Raw genomic sequence first — 18,108 nt, forward strand, 5'->3', positions numbered from 1 at the left:
GTAGCGCCTCAGTCCATGGACTGAGGCGCTACTTTCGGTATGGTGTGCTACGGAAAAAATGGAGCGGGCGACGGGAATCGAACCCGCGTATCGAGCTTGGGAAGCTAGCGCTCTACCATTGAGCTACGCCCGCATTGAAGCATCTAATCCACTAAGACTTTCATCTTGCGGTGGTGCTTCGAAGAAAAGTCTAACGGATGAACTGCGGTGGTCAGCACACTGCGCTGGTCCGTGTCCGGCGCAAGAACGTGAAACGCGCGGGTCCGTCAGGCGACGCGGAGCACGAGCTGTTTGCGTGGTGGCCGTGGGCACCCAACAGAGAAGGCGGCCAAGCGCTGTCCATTCACCAGCCAGTCACCCCGCAAAATCCGACCAAAATCCGACCAGAAAGTGACCAAAAGACGGGCGAAAATGGCCACAAGCTCTAGAAAGCCGGTTCTGGCTTTTTGCCCTGGAACAAACGGACCAATGATTCCACGTAGCGGGCGGCAATGGGACCGAAAACAGCCATGATCAACACATATGTGGTGGCTAGGGCCGCCAACTCTGGCGGAACGGCGCCCGATGCCACGGCCAGTCCGGCAATGACAATGGAAAATTCTCCACGAGCAATGAGGGCTGCCCCGGCGCGGGCACGGCCCAGCAAAGCGATACCTTGCCGTCTGGCCGCCCACCAGCCCGTCGCCACCTTGGTTGCTGCTGAGACGACGGCCAGAATCAACGCAAAGCCCAGTACAGGAGGAATCGATCGGGGATCGGTGTTCAGACCAAAAAGGACAAAGAACATGGCTGCAAAAAGATCGCGTAGTGGTTCAAGCACGCGTGTTGCGTTCTCTGCGGTGCCACCGGAAATGGCAATGCCGAGCAAGAATGCGCCAACGGCAGCGGAAACTTGCAATGCTGACGCGAACCCAGCGACGAGTAGTGCCGCGCCGAGAAGTTTCAGAAGGAACGATTCCCTATCGGGGCTGTCCAAGACACTGGAGACCAGGTGCCCGTAGCGAAAAGCTCCCAGGAGCACTACCGTGATGACAAAAAGTGAAATTCCTACGGCCGTTAGCCCGCCAGCCAGTGACACCCCAGCAAGTACGGCTGTCAAAATAGGCAGGTAGGCGGCCATTGCCAGATCCTCAATCACCAAGACCGCAAGAACCACGGGAGTTTCACGGTTTCCTAAGCGGCCAAGATCGCCCAAAACTTTGGCGATGATGCCCGAGGATGAGGAGTAGGTGATACCGGCCATGACAAGGGCACCCACGGGTCCCCAGCCTAGAAGCAGGGCCACGATCACGCCAGGAAGCATGTTCAGCACTAGGTCCAAGAGCCCTGCCATCCACGACTGTTTCAGACCGGTAACCAATTCCTTGGCCGTGTATTCCAGTCCCAGCATCAACAACAGGAGAATGACCCCTATTTCACTGGCGATATGCGTGAAGCCGTCGATCCCGACCAGGTTGACGAAGCCTCCATCACCGAAAGCAAGGCCGCCCAAGAGGTACAGGGGCACCGGTGACATGCCGATCCGTCCCGCTAATCGTCCCAAAAAGCCGAGCGCGAAGAACACCACGCCCAGCTGGATGAGGGAAAGAGCGGTAGGATCCACGACGGTACTATGCTCGGGCTTGCAAGATGGCAGCGGCTTCCATCAATCCGTCGTCTGTGCCCACGATGACTACCAAGTCTCCGCTTAGAAGGATTTGATCCGGACGAGGTGAGCCGATCACGGAGTTCTCCCGCAGCAGAGCCACGATTGATGTTCCGGTCATGGTGCGCATCGCTGTCTCACCCAGCGGGCGGCCGTCATAGCGGGATCCGGGGCGAATCATGATTTGGTGCGTTGTGACACCTTGAACGTTTTTTTGTTCCGCGGTGAGCTGGGCAATGAGCTGCGCGGAGCCCAAAAGTGAGCCCAGCGCCGAGGCCTCTTCGGCACTCAACGGAATGGACGCGGCGCAGGCATCAGGATCGTCCACGCGGGAAAGAATGAGTTCCGTGTGCCCGTCTCGATGCGTCACAACGCCTATGCGGCGTCCTGTGGCGAGCCGTAGTTCTCTGCGGACGCCGATGCCCGGAAGAGGGGTCTCTTCAATATTCATGCTCTTACCTTAGTGGAGCTCTAGATTCGCAGCGCTTTTGCACGCACTGTTAGCTGTGGGCACTTTTTCGTGATCCTACCCAAGACGTAACATCAATTCGGTGAAAAATAGTCCGGCAACGGTACGGTGCGCTATTTTTAGAAGGTGCTGATCTCAGACCGCGACATACGTGCCGAAATCGAGTCCAAACGCATTGCCTTGGATCCCTACGACCCCGCAATGGTGCAACCGTCCAGCGTTGACGTGCGCATTGACAGGTATTTCCGTCTCTTTGACAACCACCGTTACGCTCACATCGATCCGTCGGAGGAGCAGCCCGAGCTGACGCACTTGGTGGAAGTGGCGCCTGACGAGGCGTTCATCTTGCACCCGGGAGAGTTCGCTCTAGCCTCCACGTATGAAGCAATCACCCTGCCCGACGACGTCGCGGCACGTCTGGAAGGTAAATCGTCACTGGGTCGCCTTGGTCTATTGACGCATTCCACAGCAGGCTTCATCGACCCCGGATTCTCCGGACACGTCACCTTGGAACTGTCCAATGTGGCAACTTTGCCTATCAAGCTGTGGCCTGGGATGAAGATTGGCCAATTGTGTTTCTTCCAGCTTTCTTCCCCGGCAGAGCACCCATACGGTTCGGGTGTCTATGGCAGCCGCTATCAGAACCAGCGCGGGCCCACGGCATCGCGTTCGTTCCAGAACTTCCACCGCACCAGCGTTTAGGCTTCCGCGCGCTCTATCCGCTCAGCACCGTGGGGCGGAGCCTTGACTGGAATCAGGAGTGCTAGCCCTAGCGCCAGGACCACCAGAATACCTATGATGCCCCAGCGTTGGGCGCCAAAGATGATGATGGACAGAGCAAATAGCTGGGGCGCCAAGAAGGACACGGCTCGTCCTGTGGTGGCGTAGAGGCCAAAGAGTTCACCTTCTTGGCCCTCGGGAGCCAGCCGCCCCATGAATGTGCGGGCCGATGACTGGGCCGGGCCTACAAAAAGGCACAGGGTCAGGCCGAAGATCCAGAACGCGTTCTTACCATCCAAAAACAGCAGCGCCCCGCCGGAGGCTAGTAGGCCGCACAGCGACGTGACGATCACGGCCTTCGGGCCAAACTTGTCATCAAAGAACCCAGCGGAAAGTGCGCCAACTGCGGCAACCACGTTTCCGGCGATTGCGAAGATCAGCACATCTCCTGTCTTGAAACCGAAGGAACCCACCGCCAGCACGGCCCCAAAGGTGAAGATCGCGGCCAGTCCGTCGCGGAAAATTGCAGAGGAAATCAGAAAGTACAGCGTGTGCGGGGAGGTGCGTCCCAGATGTACCACGGTGCGAAAAAGTTCACCATAAGAGGCGAAGAAACCTATTTTCGCCTTGGCCGGGTCCGGCTTAGTTTCAGGGATGGCCAGTAGAACAGGGATGGAAAAAGCAATGATCCAGAGTGCTGAGAACACCGCCACTGCCCTGTAGGTCATGCCGTCAGCTGAGGTGATCCCAAAAATGCCGACGTCGGGCTTGATCAGCGCAAAATAGACAATGAGCAGTGCCACAATGCCGCCCAGATAGCCCGCCGCCCAGCCAAAACCGCTGATCTTTCCGATGGTGTGTTTATTGGAAATTTGCAGCAGCATGGCGTTGTAGTTCACGCCTGCGATCTCAAAGAAAACATGCCCGGCGGCAATGAGCATAGCGCCAAACAACAGGTACGATTCGTGTGGCTGGACGAAAAAGCACGCGCCGGTCAGCACTGCCACAATTAGCGTATTGACGCCCAACCACAGTTTGCGCCGTCCGCTGTGGTCCGATCTCTGACCGGCCACAGGTGCCAAGAGAGCGATGACAAGCCCGGAAATGGACATGGCGAACGCCAGGACCGTGGTGGCGTGATCCGCCCCGCCGAAGTCGTCCCCGGTGAGGTAAAGCGCGGTGAAAATAAACGTCGTCATGACGGCATTGAACGCAGCGCCGCCCCAATCCCAAGCGGACCAGGCGATGATCTGCGCGAGCGTGCCGGGGGACTTGCTGTCTCCGGGAGAAATGTAGGCTGCTGCCGGCGGGTATTCAGTCATACGGCACATGCTATCCGCACAGGCTCACCGTGTGAGACTGTGAACACATCCGATTTCTACTGCGGTTCCATCCAGGCACCGTCGGTGCCACTTGATAAGCTAGCAACGTCGGGAACCGACCCCCACCCCCCGTGATTCAGACGTCCTTGCCCGAGCCATGCGGAGTCCACAGTGTTGATAGTCCTATGTGCGCATTTCATTGTGGCTATTTTCGCGCCCATTTTATTCACCAGACTGGGCCGTGCCGCGTTCTACGTGCTGGCTGCTGTCCCGGCTGCCAGCTTCGTCTGGCTTTTGGCGCAATACGGGAACGTGTATTCCCCAACCGGTATGAATCCCTCGCTGGATATCCGTTGGATCCCCACACTTGAGCTGAACCTGACATTCGTTTTGGATGAGCTCTCCTGGCTGATGTCCCTGCTGGTTCTGGGTATTGGTGCCTTGGTGCTGGCCTATTGCGCCAGGTATTTCAAGACGGACGACGCCGGGTTGGGGGGCTTTGGTGCCCAACTTCTAGCTTTCGCCGGGGTCATGTTTGGGCTCGTAACCGCAGATAACCTCATCTTGCTGTTTGTGTTCTGGGAACTGACCACCGTCCTCTCCTACCTACTTATTGGCTACGCCAGGACGAGAATCGCCGCCCGGCGTGCTGCACTGCAAGCCTTGATAGTGACCACCTTTGGCGGGCTGGCCATGTTGGTGGGTCTGATCATGGTTGGCGAAAGCGCAGGAACTTACAGTATTTCGGAAGTGTTGGCGAAGGCTCCTGAGCTGGTTGCTGCCGCGGGTAAACCCGGAACTGTGGTGGACGTTGGAATTTTTTTGATCCTCATCGGCGCAGTCGCTAAGTCAGCACTGTTGCCCTTCCACTTCTGGCTACCCGGTGCCATGGCCGCACCTACTCCCGTTAGTGCGTATCTGCATGCCGCGGCCATGGTGAAAGCGGGAATCTACCTCGTTGCGCGGCTTGCCCCCGGATTTTCCGGGACAGACTATTGGCAGCTGACCATCATGATCTTGGGCCTGTCCACCATGTTGTTGGGTGCGTGGCGGGCTTTGCTCCAGCATGATCTCAAGCTCATTCTGGCCTACGGCACCGTGAGCCAGCTCGGATTCATCATGGTGATAGTGGGCTTGGGTAGCCGCGAAGCCGCCTTAGCAGGCATCGCCATGGTCTTAGCGCATGGTCTGTTCAAAGCGACTTTGTTTTTGGTCGTGGGAATCATCGACCACCAGTCCGGTACCCGTGACATTCGTCAACTATCGGGCGTATTCCGCTCGGCTCCCAAGCTGGGCGTTGTAGCGCTGATTGGTGCTGCCTCCATGGCTGGTCTGCCCCCACTGGCCGGGTTTGTGGCGAAAGAATCCGTGTTCACGGCCTTTGTAGCCAATGCCAACTATGGGCCGGCTGGCACGCTTCTTGGGACTGTGGTTTTGGCGGGTATGGTCTTGGGCTCGATCTTGACGTTTGCCTATAGTGCCCGTTTCTTCTGGGGTGGCTTCGGACGCAAGCCAGATGCCAGCGGTCTTCTCACGCCCACACCGTTCAAACGTGTCGATTGGTTATTTCTTGGCGCACCAGCTCTGCTTGCGGCTCTCACCGTCGCCTATGGAATGTTCCCGTGGATAGTGGAAACGTGGATCACCCCTTACAGCGCCCAGTTCTCCCAATATTCACAAGAGGGTATGCATTTGGTGTTGTGGCATGGTTTCACAGTGCCACTGGCATTGAGTGCGGCAGTCGTGGCCGCAGGGCTGGGGCTGTTCTTCCTGCGGGAGCGTGTCGAAGCGCTCCAACGAAAGATACCCGGGGTCTTGGATTTTGAAAGGCTGTACCGCCAGTTAGTTGTGGCCTTGGACCGAGTAGCCATCTGGGTCACCGGACGCACCCAGCGTGGTTCATTGTTCTTCTACCTTGCCGTTATTCTCGCAACGGCGATCGCATCTATTGGGGCCGTTCTGCTGGCAACGGAACAAGAGTGGACTGGTCAAAGGTACTTTCTGGATGGCGGGTCCCCCTTCCAGATGGTTGCTGGAGCGGTGATAGTGGTCGGTGCCATTGCCGCCGCCCGCGCAAACAAAAGATTTATGGCGGTTTTGATGGTCTCCGTCACCGGCTACGGGGTCGCGTTAATCTTTGCCCTCCAGGGTGCCCCCGACCTGGCCCTGACCCAAATGCTGGTGGAAACGATCGTGCTGGTGGCGTTTGTGCTTGCCATGCGGTCGCTTCCAGCGCGGCTGCCTGCGCGCACGCCCGGTAACCATAAGGTGGTGCGCATTATTTTGGGCGTCACGTTTGGTGGCGCCATGGTGATGGCCGCCATTGTGAGCATGGGATCTCGAATTGCAGAGCCTGTCAGTCTGGCTCTGCCTGCACTGGCTTACAGTGGCGGTGGTGGTCTCAACGTCGTCAATGTGACGCTTGTGGACATTCGCGCGTGGGATACCTTTGGCGAAATCTCTGTCCTGGCAATAGCTGCCACCGGGGTGGCCAGCCTGATCTTCGTGCGGGGCCGCGGCCAGAGCCTGGCCCGTGCGGAAACGGTGGCCACAGGCAGTGTTGGTCGCATTGACGGGGCGGCGGTTCCCGCAGGTCCCGCCGTCGAACTGGCCAAACGCTTCGCCGTGACCCCCGGCAACCCGTGGCTCGTGGCTGGCCGCACCTTGGCGCCGGAACAGCGTTCCATCATCATCGAGGTGGTGGCCCGGTTAGTTTTCCACAGCATCATTGTGCTGTCCATCTACCTGCTACTGGCCGGGCACAACGGAACAGGTGGTGGGTTTGCCGGGGGCTTGGTAGCTGGGCTAGCACTGACCATCAGGTATTTGGCGGGCGGTCGCTTTGAGTTGGCAGAAGCCACGCGAATCTCCGCCGGGACGCTATTGGGTCTGGGGCTTGCCTTGGCCGCGGTGACCGGCATGATTCCCTTACTTTTTGGTGGAGAAGTTTTCCAAAGCACAATTTTCTCCTTCGACCTGCCATTGTTTGGCCACGTGAAATTTGTGAGCTCCACACTCTTCGACATTGGTGTGTACCTGGTGGTGGTGGGGCTCGTCATCGATGTCCTGCGGAGCTTGGGCTCGGAAATTGACCAACATCAAGAAGACGGCATTGGAGCTATCACACTGATCGAGGACGATGAGCCGTTGGAGGTGGTTCGGTGAGTGTGAACCTGACGCTGCTCCTGATGATGGGTGTGCTGTACGCAGTGGGTATCTACCTGATCTTGGAACGCAGCATGACGCGGGTCCTTTTGGGGCTAATGCTCTTGGCCAACGCCACCAACCTCCTGTTGCTTGCAACGGGCGGCTATGCCGGCTTAGCACCCATCTTCAACAAAGATATTCCCGCAACAGAATATAATGACCCACTGCCACAGGCCTTTATTTTGACATCCATTGTGATTTCCTTCGCGGTGACAGCATTCATGCTCAGCTTGATTTACAGATCCTGGCTATTGAGCCGGGCAGATCAGATCCAAGATGACCGCGAGGACCGCCGCGTTGCTTCTCAGGATTTGTTCGATGCCGAGGAGGATTCGGAAATCGCGATCGAAACTTCTGACTTCCACGAGCCGGTTCAAAGCAAGGATGAACGGTTAGTACCTTTGAAGCGGACTGCTCGGCGGAAACCTGAACAGGAGCCGAAACCATGACTGTGGCCTCCTTGGCTCCTCTAGCAGTAGCCTTGCCTTTCTTGGGTGCAGCATTGACGTTTGTTCTCATCCATCACCCGCGTGCCCAGCGGCGTGTGAGTCTGGCGACGCTGGCGCTGACACTCGCGCTGGAAGTGAGTGTGCTGGTCTTCGTGTGGCAATTTGGCCCTGTTGCCGTGCACTTGGGCGGATGGGCGCCGCCGTTTGGCATTGTCATGGTGGCAGACGAGTTTTCCTCCTTACTTTTGGTGGTTTCCTCTGCTGTGAGCTTGGCCGTCTTGGCTTACGCGTCCGGCCAGGGCGCCGCGGATGGGGAAGAAAGCGGACCCGTCTCAGTGTTCCACCCGACCTACCTGATCATGGTGGCCGGAGTGTCCAACGCGTTTCTGGCCGGAGATCTATTCAACCTCTACGTAGGCTTTGAAATCCTGCTGACCGCCAGCTATGTATTGATGACGTTGGGCGGGACAGGTTCTCGGATTCGAGCTGGCATAACCTACGTAGTTGTCAGTGTCATTTCCTCGTTGCTCTTCCTGATAGCCATCGCGATGGTCTATGGGGCTACCGGCACGGTGACGCTGGCAGATCTGGCCGTAAAATTAGGCCAACTAGATCCTGGCACCCAGCAGTTGCTCCACGTGATGCTCTTGGTGGCATTCGGTATCAAAGCGGCAGTTTTTCCTTTGTCGTTCTGGCTACCTGACTCCTACCCAACCGCTCCGGCTCCGGTGACAGCCGTTTTTGCCGGGTTGCTGACAAAGGTGGGCGTGTACGCCATCATCCGAACGGAAACTCTCCTGTTTCCCGGCCACGAGCTAAACGCGGTGCTGTTGTGGGTGGCGCTGGCGACCATGCTCGTGGGGATCCTTGGTGCCGTGGCACAGACGGACATTAAGCGCATGCTCTCCTTCACCTTGGTGAGCCACATCGGGTACATGATCTTCGGCGTCGGACTCTCCTCGGTGCTTGGCTTAGGCGCCGCCATTTTCTACGTCATCCACCACATCACCATTCAGACGAGCCTGTTTATGGTCACTGGTCTGATCGAGAGGCGTGGGGGCACATCCGCCATTGGCCGCCTGGGTGGGCTGGCGAAGCTTTCCCCAATTCTTGCCGTCCTGTACTTCATCCCCGCCATGAATCTTTCAGGCATACCGCCGTTTTCCGGGTTTCTGGGCAAATTGGGTCTTCTGCAAGCCGGCGTTGCGGACGGGTCCCCGCTCGCTTACGCGCTGGTGCTCGGTGGCGTGGTGGCCAGCTTGCTGACGTTGCTGGTCATGGCGAGGGTGTGGAACAGGGTGTTTTGGCGCAGTACGGCCGACGCCGAAAACCCCGACCCCGTCCTTCTTGCTACGGCTCCGGACTCATCCGGCGGACGGAGCATGAGTGCTCTGCGCAGCAGCAAACATGTGGACGCAACCGAGGGCCGTTTTTCTGGCGAGCTTGAGAAACCGATACTTCCCCCGATGATGGTGTATTCCACTCTGGGGCTGGTGCTTCTTGGCGTGGCCATGAGCGTGTTCGCCGGACCGTTGTTTGAACTTAGCCATGAGGCAGCAGCGGCAATGCTGGCCCGTACGCCTTACATCACGGCAGTCTTTGGTGCGGGGGTGGCGCCGTGAGGGGGTCAGACCAGGGTGCCATCTGGCGCGCCCTTTTGAACAGGCTGCCCCTGCTTGCGTGGTTGGTGGTGGTTTGGGGAGCCTTGTGGCAGGACTTTAGCCCGGGAAATTTGGCTTTTGGCCTGCTTATCTCCGTGGGTGTTTCTTCAGTGTTTTATCTGCCCCCCGTGGAATTGGGTGGGCGCCTGAACGTGCTGCGCGCCGTCGTGTTTGCCCTGTGGTTCCTGAAAGAAGTGTCAGTGGCCAGCATTGAGGTCTTTTATTGGGCCGTGGTGAAAGGGCCCCGTATTTCTAACGCCATCGTTGCCGTGCCCTTGCGGAGTCGATCAGACCTGCTAATGACGGCTACCGGGCATGTGCTCTCGCTCATTCCGGGGTCCTTGGTCGTGGAGGTGGATCGTGGCACGTCAACGCTGTACGTGCACGCGATGAACGCTCCCACACCGGAAAGCGTGGAGAAGGTTCGACGCGGAATTCAGGACATTGAAGCGCGGCTGATTCGCGTTATGGGAAGCCGTGCAGATCTGGCCGCTCTGAAGCGCGAAGCCGCAGCAAATGTGAAGGAGAGCCCATGAGTGGGATGGAATGGGTGGGCGCAGCGGTAGCCGTCATACTGACTTTGGCGGCTGCCGGGACCATCTACCGCATCGCCGTGGGGCCCTCATTGCTGGACCGGGTAATTGCAGCTGACGTCCTGCTGGCAATTTTTGGCGCAGCGCTCGCTACTGAAATGGCGTTGCGTCGAAATACTGACAACCTCGCCCTGTTGGTGGTCCTTAGCGTGATCGGATTTATTGGATCCACCGCTGTCGCCAGGTTTGTCTCCCACCGGAAGGAGGATGCATGAGTGTCATCGATATTTTGAGCGCAATCGCGCTTTTGGGAGGAGCCCTAATGAGCCTAGCTGCGGCCGTTGGACTGCTGCGCTTCCCCGATTTGATGAGCCGCATGCATGCGGCCACGAAGCCACAGGTGCTTGGACTGTTTCTGATGCTGGTCGCCGTCGGCCTACAAATGCGCCAATGGGCGCTGCTGCCTGCGCTGCTCGTGGCATGGCTGTTCCAGTTGCTGACAGTTCCCGTCTCGGCGCATATGGTGGGCCGGGCCGGGTACAGAAGTAAGCACCGACGCCCCGAACTGCTGAGCACCGACGATCTCCATTCCGTGGTTGAAGCCGTCGTTGATGGCGGCGCAGTCATCGACGGCGGTGGAGGCGCAGCGAAGGCGGCACCTACGTCCGCACCGACAATGAACCCTGACCACTAGCAAAAGCCCGCCCGTTACCTCTCAAGGCGAACCTCTGAAGCGGTTTAGACCTCTTCGGGGTGCTGGTTGAAGTGCGCTATTGCCTTTTGTGTGGTGCGTCCGGCAACGACCTGAATGATCGCAGCAACGGCTGATGAAACCAGCGCAAATATCAACGCCGAGCGCATACTGTTTTCCAAGTCTGCGCCGTCCTTGGGTGGCTTGTTCCCGGTGCTCTTCTCCCACGCCGTGTCAACAATCTTGCTGGCAACGATCCCGGCACCGAGGCTCACTCCCATGCTAAGCAACTTGAACACAATATTCATTTCATAACTCCTTAACGTGGCAACTGACGAGATGGTGCGAAACGTGCACTGCCAGCCTAGCGGTTTTGCCTCATTCGCCGCACCGGCAACGCCCGAGTAGACTGAGTCTGCAATTCAACACGACAGGGGAGCGTCATCCTTTTCAAGAGGATCCGGCGCTGAGAGTGCGGTTCGCCGCAGACCCTCGAACCTGCTCCGGCTAGTACCGGCGAAGGGAGTCGAGTTCTCTTCGGCTGCGCGGAAATACCGTTGCAGCCGCCCCTCCTGAAAAGGAGGAAACATGAGTAATTTTGTCGCGGGTACGCCCGCAAATCCCAAAGCCGTCGCCAAGACCACCTGGCGGGTGGTGGATATTGTGGTGGCCTCTGTGCTGGCGGTGGCAGTTGGTGTCATCTTCTGGCTGTGGTCCGCCGGATATGGTTTCATCGCAGCGTTCACGGCAGCGTTTCCGCCCTTAGGCGGACTTTATGGCGGTGGTTGGCTGATCGCTGGGGTGATCGGCGGACTGGTAATCCGCAAGCCCGGTGCGGCACTTTATTGCGAGTTGGTTGCCGCTGTGGTGGAGGCCCTGCTGGGCACGCACTTTGGGTTCACGGTGTTGCTTTCCGGCTTGGTTCAAGGGTTGGGCGCAGAAGTGATCTTCGCACTCGTGCGCTACCGTCGTTTCACACTTCCCGTGGCGATGCTAGCCGGTGCACTGTCCGGCCTGGGGATGGGACTCATCGATTCCCTGATTGCCAATGTTGAGTGGGCGCTGGAATGGAAGCTGCTCTACAGCGTTTTGGGTGCCGTGTCAGGGGCGGTCATTGCGGGACTGCTGTCATGGCTCGCGGTACGTGGACTGGCGCGCACGGGGGCACTGGCCAATTTGCCCTCCCGAGGCGCCGCCACCGAACCGGTTGTATAGCCGTGGGCGTCAACATCCCGGCGGTTGTTCCGGCTCGGATTAGCGCGAAAGGGTGGGGCTGGCAGCATGCGGGCCGGGCTGGGCAGGCCGTGCATGATCTGGACTTGGAGATAGCACCCGGTGAACGGGTGCTATTGCTGGGGCCATCCGGCGCTGGCAAATCGACACTGTTGCACGCTTTGGCCGGGGTGTTGGGCTCGGAAGAAGGAGCGGACGAATTCGGTTCGCTCCTGATCGACGGTGTGCCGGCAGCGCAGTCGCGGGGGCGTGCGGGCCTCATGCAGCAAGACCCCGATTCCCAGGTGGTTCTGTCCCGCATTGGTGACGACGTCGCGTTTGGCGCGGAAAACCTATCCGTACCGCGGGAAGAGATATGGCGACGTGTTGGTGCCGCTTTGGATGCCGTGGGTCTTCAGCTCCCGCTGGAGCATTCCAGTTCTGCCTTGTCCGGTGGACAGAAGCAGCGTCTGGGTCTGGCCGGCATGCTCGCCATGATGCCCGGCCTGCTCCTTCTGGATGAACCCACTGCCAACTTAGATCCTGTGGGTGTGATGGAAGTCCGTGATGCCGTCCGGCGCAGCCTCGATGCCTCCGGGGCCACGCTGGTGGTTGTCGAACACCGAGTCTCAGTCTGGTTGGATGTGGTGGATCGGGTGGTGGTGCTGGCTCCATCAGCAGCCGGGGAGCCTGGCGGTGTACTGCTGGACGGGCCACCGGCCACAGTGCTTACGCAGGCTGCGGACATGCTCGCTGCTGCGGGTGTCTGGTTGCCCGGACGTATACCCGCGGTTCGTCAGCGCATTGCAACGATTAAGCACGACGTCGGCGATCGTCTCCTGCTGGAAGCATCGGATCTGTCTGTCTCACGAAAGAAAAGCGGCCGTCGGCACCGGGCTGAGCCGGTCGCCGTCGTGCCCTCCGTACGAATTTGCGCGGGTGAGGCACTGAGCGTGACAGGGCCCAACGGGGTGGGTAAGTCCACCTTGGCGCTCACTCTGGCTGGACTGTTGCCAGCCGCAGGAGGGACCTTGGAAGCCACAGCTGCGTTGGCGCGGGGTGCCGGATCTTCGCCGTTGAAGTGGCGCGGGCGGGAGCTGATTAGTCGGATAGGTACGGTATTCCAAGAGCCGGAACACCAGTTCGTGGCGGGCAGTGTTCGTGAGGAGCTGCTTTTTGCCCCTCGGTTGCTGGGACGCGGCACGGAGTCCGTGGATGGATTGTTAGCTCGGCTGCGGCTTGAACACGTCGGCGACGCCAACCCGTTCACGCTTTCAGGCGGAGAAAAGAGGCGTCTTTCTGTTGCCACGGTGTTGGCGGCAAGCCCTCAGGTGTTGGTCCTTGACGAGCCCACCTTTGGTCAGGACGCCAACACGTGGGCTGAGTTGGCATCCCTACTCACGGAGTTGCTTGATGCTGGCACGGCGGTGGTCTCCGTGACTCACGACGCCGCCTTCACTCACGTTTTGGGTGGGGAACAGTTGGTCTTGGGTGAAGAACCGGGGCAGGCTGCTGACTCAACGCCGAGTATCCCAGCGGGGGAAGTGGTGCAACGATGAGCCTGGATGTCATGGCAACCACGCGCTCCTCTGCTTGGTTGGCCGGGGCAAACCCCCTGGCCAAGCTGGGTGCCGGAATAGCCATCACAGGGGTCTTGCTGATCAGCGTGGATTGGGTATCTTCCACCGTGGCGTTAGTCCTGGAAATTGCGGTTCTTCCCTTGGCTGGTCTGGGTGCCAGATTATTGTTGCGCCGCGGCTGGCCGATCCTCGTGGCCGCCTTGGTGGGCGGATATGGTACGGCGCTGCTGGCCCCAAAAACAGGTGAGGTCCTTCTTTCCCTGGGGCCGATTCTGTTCACCACCGGTTCGGTGGGATCCGGCATAGCCATAGCGTTGCGTGGCCTCGCAATTGCGCTGCCGGGCATCATTGTTTTGGCCAGTACTGACCCCACCGATTTGGCGGATGCGTTGGCTCAAAAGCTGCGGCTACCGCACCGCTTTGTGTTGGGGGCGCTCGCCGCCATGCGGCTTGTGGGTCTCCTAGTGGCCGAATGGCAGACCTTGGGCATGGCGCGTCGAGCACGCGGAGTGGGCGGAGAGCCTGGATTCTTCCGCGGACTCAAGGCGTCACTTGGCCAAGCCATGGCCCTCTTGGTGCAGGCCATCAGGAGGGCGTCCAGACTCGCTGTCACCATGGAAGCGAAGGGTTTTGGTGCCGGAGAGCGTACGTGGGCACGCGTTTCAAGTTATGGTCCCCGCGATGCTGTGGTGGTAGGAGGGGGAGTGCTGATTGCGGCGGCTTCCGTGGCGGCCGCCGTCGTACTGGGCACGTGGAATCCCGTGTTTGCCTAGCGTTTCAGCCAGCGCGAAACCCGGCTTGAGTTCGACGCATGGTGTACCTAGCGCAAAACTCATCCCGGGTTTTGCGCTGGCGCTTCTAGAAAAAGGAGTACGGTGGAGGATCATCAGCTGTTGATCACACCCATCGGTGTATCGCATGGAGTGAATATATTCACAAGAAAATGATCAATTTTGCTAGACTCAGTCTAAATTGCCAAGAAATATGCATCTCATGATATAAAAGACATTATGAATCAAGTGGCTGCAGAAACTGTTGGAGTATTGGTACGCGATGCCCGGAATGACAGGGGCTGGACCCAATTTGAACTTGCTGCGCAGTTAGGCACCAGCCAAAGCGCGGTAGCTCGCATGGAGCAAGGCAAACAGAATCTGAGCCTGAAGATGATCCAGCGCATGGAAAGCCTCTTGGGGACCAATATTGTCAACGTGGGTAATTCATCCAAAAACGTGGTGACGCACCTTCGAGTCCACGGAGGCCGTGAACTCTCCGGCAGCGTGGAGGTTAACTCCAGTAAAAACGCCGGCGTGGCACTCCTATGTGCCAGCCTCATCAATCGCGGGACCACCACCTTGCGGCGGCTGGCGCGGATCGAAGAAGTTAACCGGATCGTGGAGCTGCTGACCAGTATCGGCGTCGAATGTAAATGGCTCAACGCCAACGACTTGCAAATCCGTCGTCCAGCCGTCCTGAATCTAGCCGCCATGGATGTGGAGGCCGCAAAGCGCACTCGCTCCGTCATCATGCTTCTGGGGCCCCTGCTGGATGAAGAGGACGCCTACCGCATTCCCTACGCTGGAGGCTGCGATCTTGGTACCCGCACTGTCGAGCCACACATGCAGGCACTACGCGAGTTTGGTCTCGCCGTCACCGCGCACAACGGTTTCTACCAAGTGCAAGCTCCGCTCAGCGACTCCGTAGACCGTACTTTCGTGTTGACTGAACGCGGGGACACCGTCACCGAAAATGCCATCATGGCTGCCGCGCATCGCGAAGGCCGCACTGTGATCCGCAACGCCAGTCCCAACTACATGGTTCAGGACCTGTGCTTCTACCTCCAAGGGCTGGGCGTGAAAGTCGACGGAGTTGGCTCCACAACTTTGACCATTCACGGAGTGGCGCGAATTGACGTTGACATTGAGTACTTTCCCTCCGAAGATCCCATCGAGGCCATGAGCCTGATCACGGCCGGAATTGTGACTAAGTCAGAAGTGACGGTTACCCGCGTTCCCATCGAATTCATGGAAATTGAGCTCAAGATCCTCGAGCAAATGGGGCTTCGATACATCAAGTCCGCGGAGTACACGGCTCGCAATGGCAAGACACGACTGGTGGATATTACGACGCTGCCTTCCGAGCTGCGTGCGGCTACGGACAAGATCCATCCCATGCCGTTCCCGGGTCTGAACATTGACAATCTCCCGTTCTTCGCAGTGATCGCCTCCTGCGCCGAAGGAACCACGCTTATTCATGACTGGGTCTATGAGAACAGGGCGATCTATCTGACGGAATTGAACCGCCTTGGGGCCGGGGTCCGACTGCTGGACCCCCACCGCATCGACATCAAGGGGCCCACCGCGTGGCGCGCAGCGGAGATCGGCTGCCCGCCGGCTCTGCGACCGGCAGCCTGCATCCTGCTAGCGATGCTGGCAGCCAAGGGGACCAGCGAACTGCGTAACATCTACGTCATCGAACGCGGTTACGAGGACCTGGCCGAGCGTCTGAACACCGTGGGCGCAGAGATCGAGTACTTCCAAGACTGAAAAGTTCGACGGCGGCAAAGTTCGACGGCGGCAAGCGAGAGTCCGCGCTCCGCGCACGCTAAAAGCAACCGAGGGTTGGGTGGAAGTGCCCCGGATGTAACCGAGGGTTGGGTGGAAGTGCCCCGGATGTAACCGAGGGTTGGGTGGAAGTGCCCCGGATGTAACCGAGGGTCAGATGGCGGCCAGAGCTTGGGTCAGATCGGCTTGAAGATCAGTCAAGTCCTCTAACCCCACGGATAGACGCAGGAAACCGTCGGAGAGGCCGATGGCGGCGCGCCCTTGTGGACCCATGGCGCGGTGAGTTGTGGTGGCTGGGTGGGTGATCAAGGACTTGGTGTCGCCGAGGTTGTTCGAGATGTCTACGATCCGCAAGGCGTTGAGCAGGGCGAACGCCGCATCCTTGCGAGTTCCGTTGGCAGGCTCGGCCAACTCGAAGGTGAGCACTGTGCCGCCAGCTTTCATCTGCTTCTTAGCCAGCTCGTATTGGGGGTGGGAAGGCAAGTGTGGATAGATAACGCGGCTGACCTGTGGCGCCGACTGCAGGAATTCGCCCAGGGCCAGTGCGCTGGCACAGGAATGGGCTACGCGCAGGCCCATGGTCTCCAAACCCTTGGTGAGCACCCAGGCATTGAATGCTGACAGGGCCGGGCCAGTGTGACGCATCAGGTTCTTGACGGGACCGTTGATGAATTCTTTGCTGCCGAGGATGGCACCACCCAATACCCGGCCCTGCCCATCAATGTGTTTAGTACCTGAGTACACCACGATGTCGGCCCCGAAATCGCCGCATCGTTGGAGCAGCGGCGTGGCAAACACGTTGTCAGCCACCACCTGTGCGCCTGCGGCGTGGGCAAGGTCGCACACCGCCTGCACATCAATAATTTCCTGCATGGGATTTGAGGGGGATTCAAAAAAGACTGCGGTCGTGGGAACGGAGAGTGCCTGCCGCCATTGCTCCAGATCGACGCCGTCAACAAACACGGCTTCGACGCCCCAACGGGGGAGTAGCTCGTTGAGAATTACAAAGCAGGAGCCAAACAATGAACGTGAGGCCACCACACGATCCCCGGCAGCGAGCAGCGCGCCTAAGGCCGTGAAGACAGCTGACATGCCAGACGCTGTCGCGAAGCAGGCTTCCTTTCCTTCAAGTAGGCGCAGCCGTTCTTGGAACGTGGCCACCGACGGGTTGCCATAGCGCGAATACACAAACCGATCCACCTCACCGGTGAAAGATGCTTCTGCGGCCTCCGCTGACTCGTAAACGAATCCGGAGTTCAAGAAGATGGCCTCTGAAGTTTCGTGGAAGTTACTGCGGTCCAGCCCGCCGCGGACCGCCTGGGTATCTTCTTTCCAGGAAGCGGCGTTGCCATTAAAATTGCTCAATTGGGTTTTTCCTTTGCTCTCGCAGATAGTCCAGAGTGCTACTTCCAAGGCAGGTGACGGTTTTTCCAACCGTTGATCACGCGATCCCCGTATGTGTCAGGTGCGCCTTCGAAGCCTTCAAGAACGTTGAATGCCGTATACCCGCCAGCCGTGGCGGCCTGCGCGGCGGCAACGGAGCGTGCTCCGGAGCGGCACAGGAGCACCACCGGAGTCTGCGGGCCCACCGCGGCGCCCAACTGGGTAAGAAAGTCAGGGTTTAGTTCGCCAGTGGCAAAACTCCATGCAATGAAAACGGGATCAGAACCCAGGGCTGAAATATCTGGAATACCGATGTGCGTCCATTCGCCAGCTGTGCGCACGTCAACCAAAACCGCTCCCGTTTCAATTTTTTCCCAGGCTTGTGCCGGCGTCAGATCGCCTGCGTAGCTCATGCGGACACCTCATTGGTCCGCCCAATGTCTGCTGCCAAAGTCAACGGATGAGGCAAGAGAACTGCCTGAGCGCAGATTACGCTTGTGCCGTTGAAAGTCACTGCGGGAGAACCATGGAGCACATAGCCCTCGCCGAGGGCTGCGGATATCCGTTCACAAAAGGATTGGTCATCGGGGCCAGTGATGAGCCGGTAAGCGAGTTGGGATTGATCAGCTGACATGCGTGCTCCTGAGTGCAGAGGCGAGGTTGCAGCACGCGGAC

Annotated in this window: 18 protein-coding genes, 1 tRNA gene and 1 riboswitch; of the genes, 11 read left to right on the forward strand and 8 right to left on the reverse strand. The window is 58.8% G+C overall.

Going from position 1 to position 18,108, the window contains the following annotated elements; genetic code table 11:
• Positions 1-59 precede the first annotated feature (59 nt).
• The 3 genes from LOH53_RS06350 to LOH53_RS06360 form a co-directional block, all read right to left on the reverse strand.
• Positions 60-133, reverse strand: a tRNA-Gly gene (locus tag LOH53_RS06350).
• A 291-nt stretch (positions 134-424) separates the two neighbouring features.
• Positions 425-1,603 carry a cation:proton antiporter gene (locus LOH53_RS06355; protein ID WP_230066893.1) on the reverse strand — a complete coding sequence of 393 codons (1,179 nt, stop codon included), beginning with the start codon at positions 1,601-1,603 and terminating at the stop codon, positions 425-427.
• Between the two features lie 7 nt (positions 1,604-1,610).
• The gene (locus LOH53_RS06360; RefSeq protein WP_230066894.1) at positions 1,611-2,096 is read right to left on the reverse strand and encodes a cation:proton antiporter regulatory subunit; all 486 of its coding nucleotides are present in this window, start codon (positions 2,094-2,096) and stop codon (positions 1,611-1,613) included.
• Positions 2,097-2,240: 144 nt separating this feature from the next.
• Here LOH53_RS06360 and dcd point away from each other — a divergent pair, with 144 nt between their 5' ends.
• Entirely contained in the window at positions 2,241-2,816 is a 576-nt protein-coding gene (dcd, locus tag LOH53_RS06365) for a dCTP deaminase (RefSeq protein WP_230066895.1), read from the forward strand.
• Here the strand turns inward: dcd and LOH53_RS06370 are convergent.
• Complete coding sequence (locus LOH53_RS06370) at positions 2,813-4,156, reverse strand: MFS transporter (RefSeq protein ID WP_230066896.1); 1,344 nt, start codon at positions 4,154-4,156, stop codon at positions 2,813-2,815. The two genes, dcd and LOH53_RS06370, sit on opposite strands and share 4 nt — an antisense overlap.
• Positions 4,157-4,327: 171 nt before the next feature.
• Here LOH53_RS06370 and LOH53_RS06375 point away from each other — a divergent pair, with 171 nt between their 5' ends.
• The 6 genes from LOH53_RS06375 to mnhG are packed head-to-tail and all read left to right on the forward strand — an operon-like array spanning position 4,328 to position 10,700.
• Positions 4,328-7,321, forward strand: coding sequence for a Na+/H+ antiporter subunit A (locus LOH53_RS06375; protein WP_230066897.1), 2,994 nt, complete (start codon positions 4,328-4,330; stop codon positions 7,319-7,321).
• The gene (locus LOH53_RS06380; RefSeq protein WP_230066898.1) at positions 7,318-7,812 is read left to right on the forward strand and encodes a Na(+)/H(+) antiporter subunit C; all 495 of its coding nucleotides are present in this window, start codon (positions 7,318-7,320) and stop codon (positions 7,810-7,812) included. Before LOH53_RS06375 ends, LOH53_RS06380 begins: the two co-directional genes overlap by 4 nt.
• A complete protein-coding gene (locus LOH53_RS06385) occupies positions 7,809-9,434 on the forward strand; it encodes a Na+/H+ antiporter subunit D (RefSeq protein WP_230066899.1) in 1,626 nt (541 codons plus the stop codon). Before LOH53_RS06380 ends, LOH53_RS06385 begins: the two co-directional genes overlap by 4 nt.
• Positions 9,431-10,009, forward strand: coding sequence for a Na+/H+ antiporter subunit E (locus tag LOH53_RS06390; RefSeq protein ID WP_230066900.1), 579 nt, complete (start codon positions 9,431-9,433; stop codon positions 10,007-10,009). Before LOH53_RS06385 ends, LOH53_RS06390 begins: the two co-directional genes overlap by 4 nt.
• Before the next feature lie 5 nt (positions 10,010-10,014).
• The gene (locus LOH53_RS06395) at positions 10,015-10,281 is read left to right on the forward strand and encodes a monovalent cation/H+ antiporter complex subunit F (RefSeq protein WP_376991771.1); all 267 of its coding nucleotides are present in this window, start codon (positions 10,015-10,017) and stop codon (positions 10,279-10,281) included.
• Entirely contained in the window at positions 10,278-10,700 is a 423-nt protein-coding gene (gene mnhG, locus LOH53_RS06400) for a monovalent cation/H(+) antiporter subunit G (protein ID WP_230066902.1), read from the forward strand. The genes LOH53_RS06395 and mnhG overlap by 4 nt, the downstream gene beginning before the upstream one ends.
• Positions 10,701-10,744: 44 nt before the next feature.
• On the opposite strand, the gene LOH53_RS06405 is transcribed toward mnhG, so the two are convergent.
• On the reverse strand, positions 10,745-11,005 hold the full coding sequence (locus tag LOH53_RS06405) for a DUF4235 domain-containing protein (protein ID WP_230066903.1): 261 nt from the start codon (positions 11,003-11,005) through the stop codon (positions 10,745-10,747).
• A 114-nt stretch (positions 11,006-11,119) separates the two neighbouring features.
• Positions 11,120-11,239: riboswitch (TPP riboswitch) on the forward strand.
• A gap of 46 nt (positions 11,240-11,285) precedes the next feature.
• Here LOH53_RS06405 and LOH53_RS06410 point away from each other — a divergent pair.
• From LOH53_RS06410 to LOH53_RS06425, 4 genes are all read left to right on the forward strand, one after another.
• On the forward strand, positions 11,286-11,912 hold the full coding sequence (locus LOH53_RS06410) for an ECF transporter S component (protein WP_230066904.1): 627 nt from the start codon (positions 11,286-11,288) through the stop codon (positions 11,910-11,912).
• A gap of 14 nt (positions 11,913-11,926) precedes the next feature.
• The gene (locus LOH53_RS06415) at positions 11,927-13,468 is read left to right on the forward strand and encodes an ABC transporter ATP-binding protein (protein ID WP_376991773.1); all 1,542 of its coding nucleotides are present in this window, start codon (positions 11,927-11,929) and stop codon (positions 13,466-13,468) included.
• 11 nt (positions 13,469-13,479) lie between these two features.
• On the forward strand, positions 13,480-14,262 hold the full coding sequence (locus tag LOH53_RS06420) for an energy-coupling factor transporter transmembrane component T family protein (protein WP_230066906.1): 783 nt from the start codon (positions 13,480-13,482) through the stop codon (positions 14,260-14,262).
• A gap of 237 nt (positions 14,263-14,499) precedes the next feature.
• A complete protein-coding gene (locus LOH53_RS06425; RefSeq protein WP_230066907.1) occupies positions 14,500-16,032 on the forward strand; it encodes a UDP-N-acetylglucosamine 1-carboxyvinyltransferase in 1,533 nt (510 codons plus the stop codon).
• A 171-nt stretch (positions 16,033-16,203) separates the two neighbouring features.
• Here the strand turns inward: LOH53_RS06425 and LOH53_RS06430 are convergent, their stop codons facing one another.
• Genes LOH53_RS06430 through LOH53_RS06440 form a run of 3 tightly spaced genes read right to left on the reverse strand, consistent with a single transcriptional unit; the run spans position 16,204 to position 18,067 of the window.
• Positions 16,204-17,415, reverse strand: a complete 1,212-nt coding sequence (locus LOH53_RS06430; RefSeq protein WP_230066908.1) for an O-succinylhomoserine sulfhydrylase — start codon at positions 17,413-17,415, stop codon at positions 16,204-16,206.
• Positions 17,416-17,453: 38 nt separating this feature from the next.
• On the reverse strand, positions 17,454-17,846 hold the full coding sequence (locus LOH53_RS06435) for a rhodanese-like domain-containing protein (protein ID WP_230066909.1): 393 nt from the start codon (positions 17,844-17,846) through the stop codon (positions 17,454-17,456).
• Entirely contained in the window at positions 17,843-18,067 is a 225-nt protein-coding gene (locus LOH53_RS06440; protein WP_230066910.1) for a DUF1737 domain-containing protein, read from the reverse strand. The genes LOH53_RS06435 and LOH53_RS06440 overlap by 4 nt, the downstream gene beginning before the upstream one ends.
• Positions 18,068-18,108 lie beyond the last annotated feature (41 nt).

The organism is Arthrobacter cryoconiti (genome assembly GCF_020905375.1).
GTDB classification, from domain to species: domain Bacteria; phylum Actinomycetota; class Actinomycetes; order Actinomycetales; family Micrococcaceae; genus Specibacter; species Specibacter cryoconiti.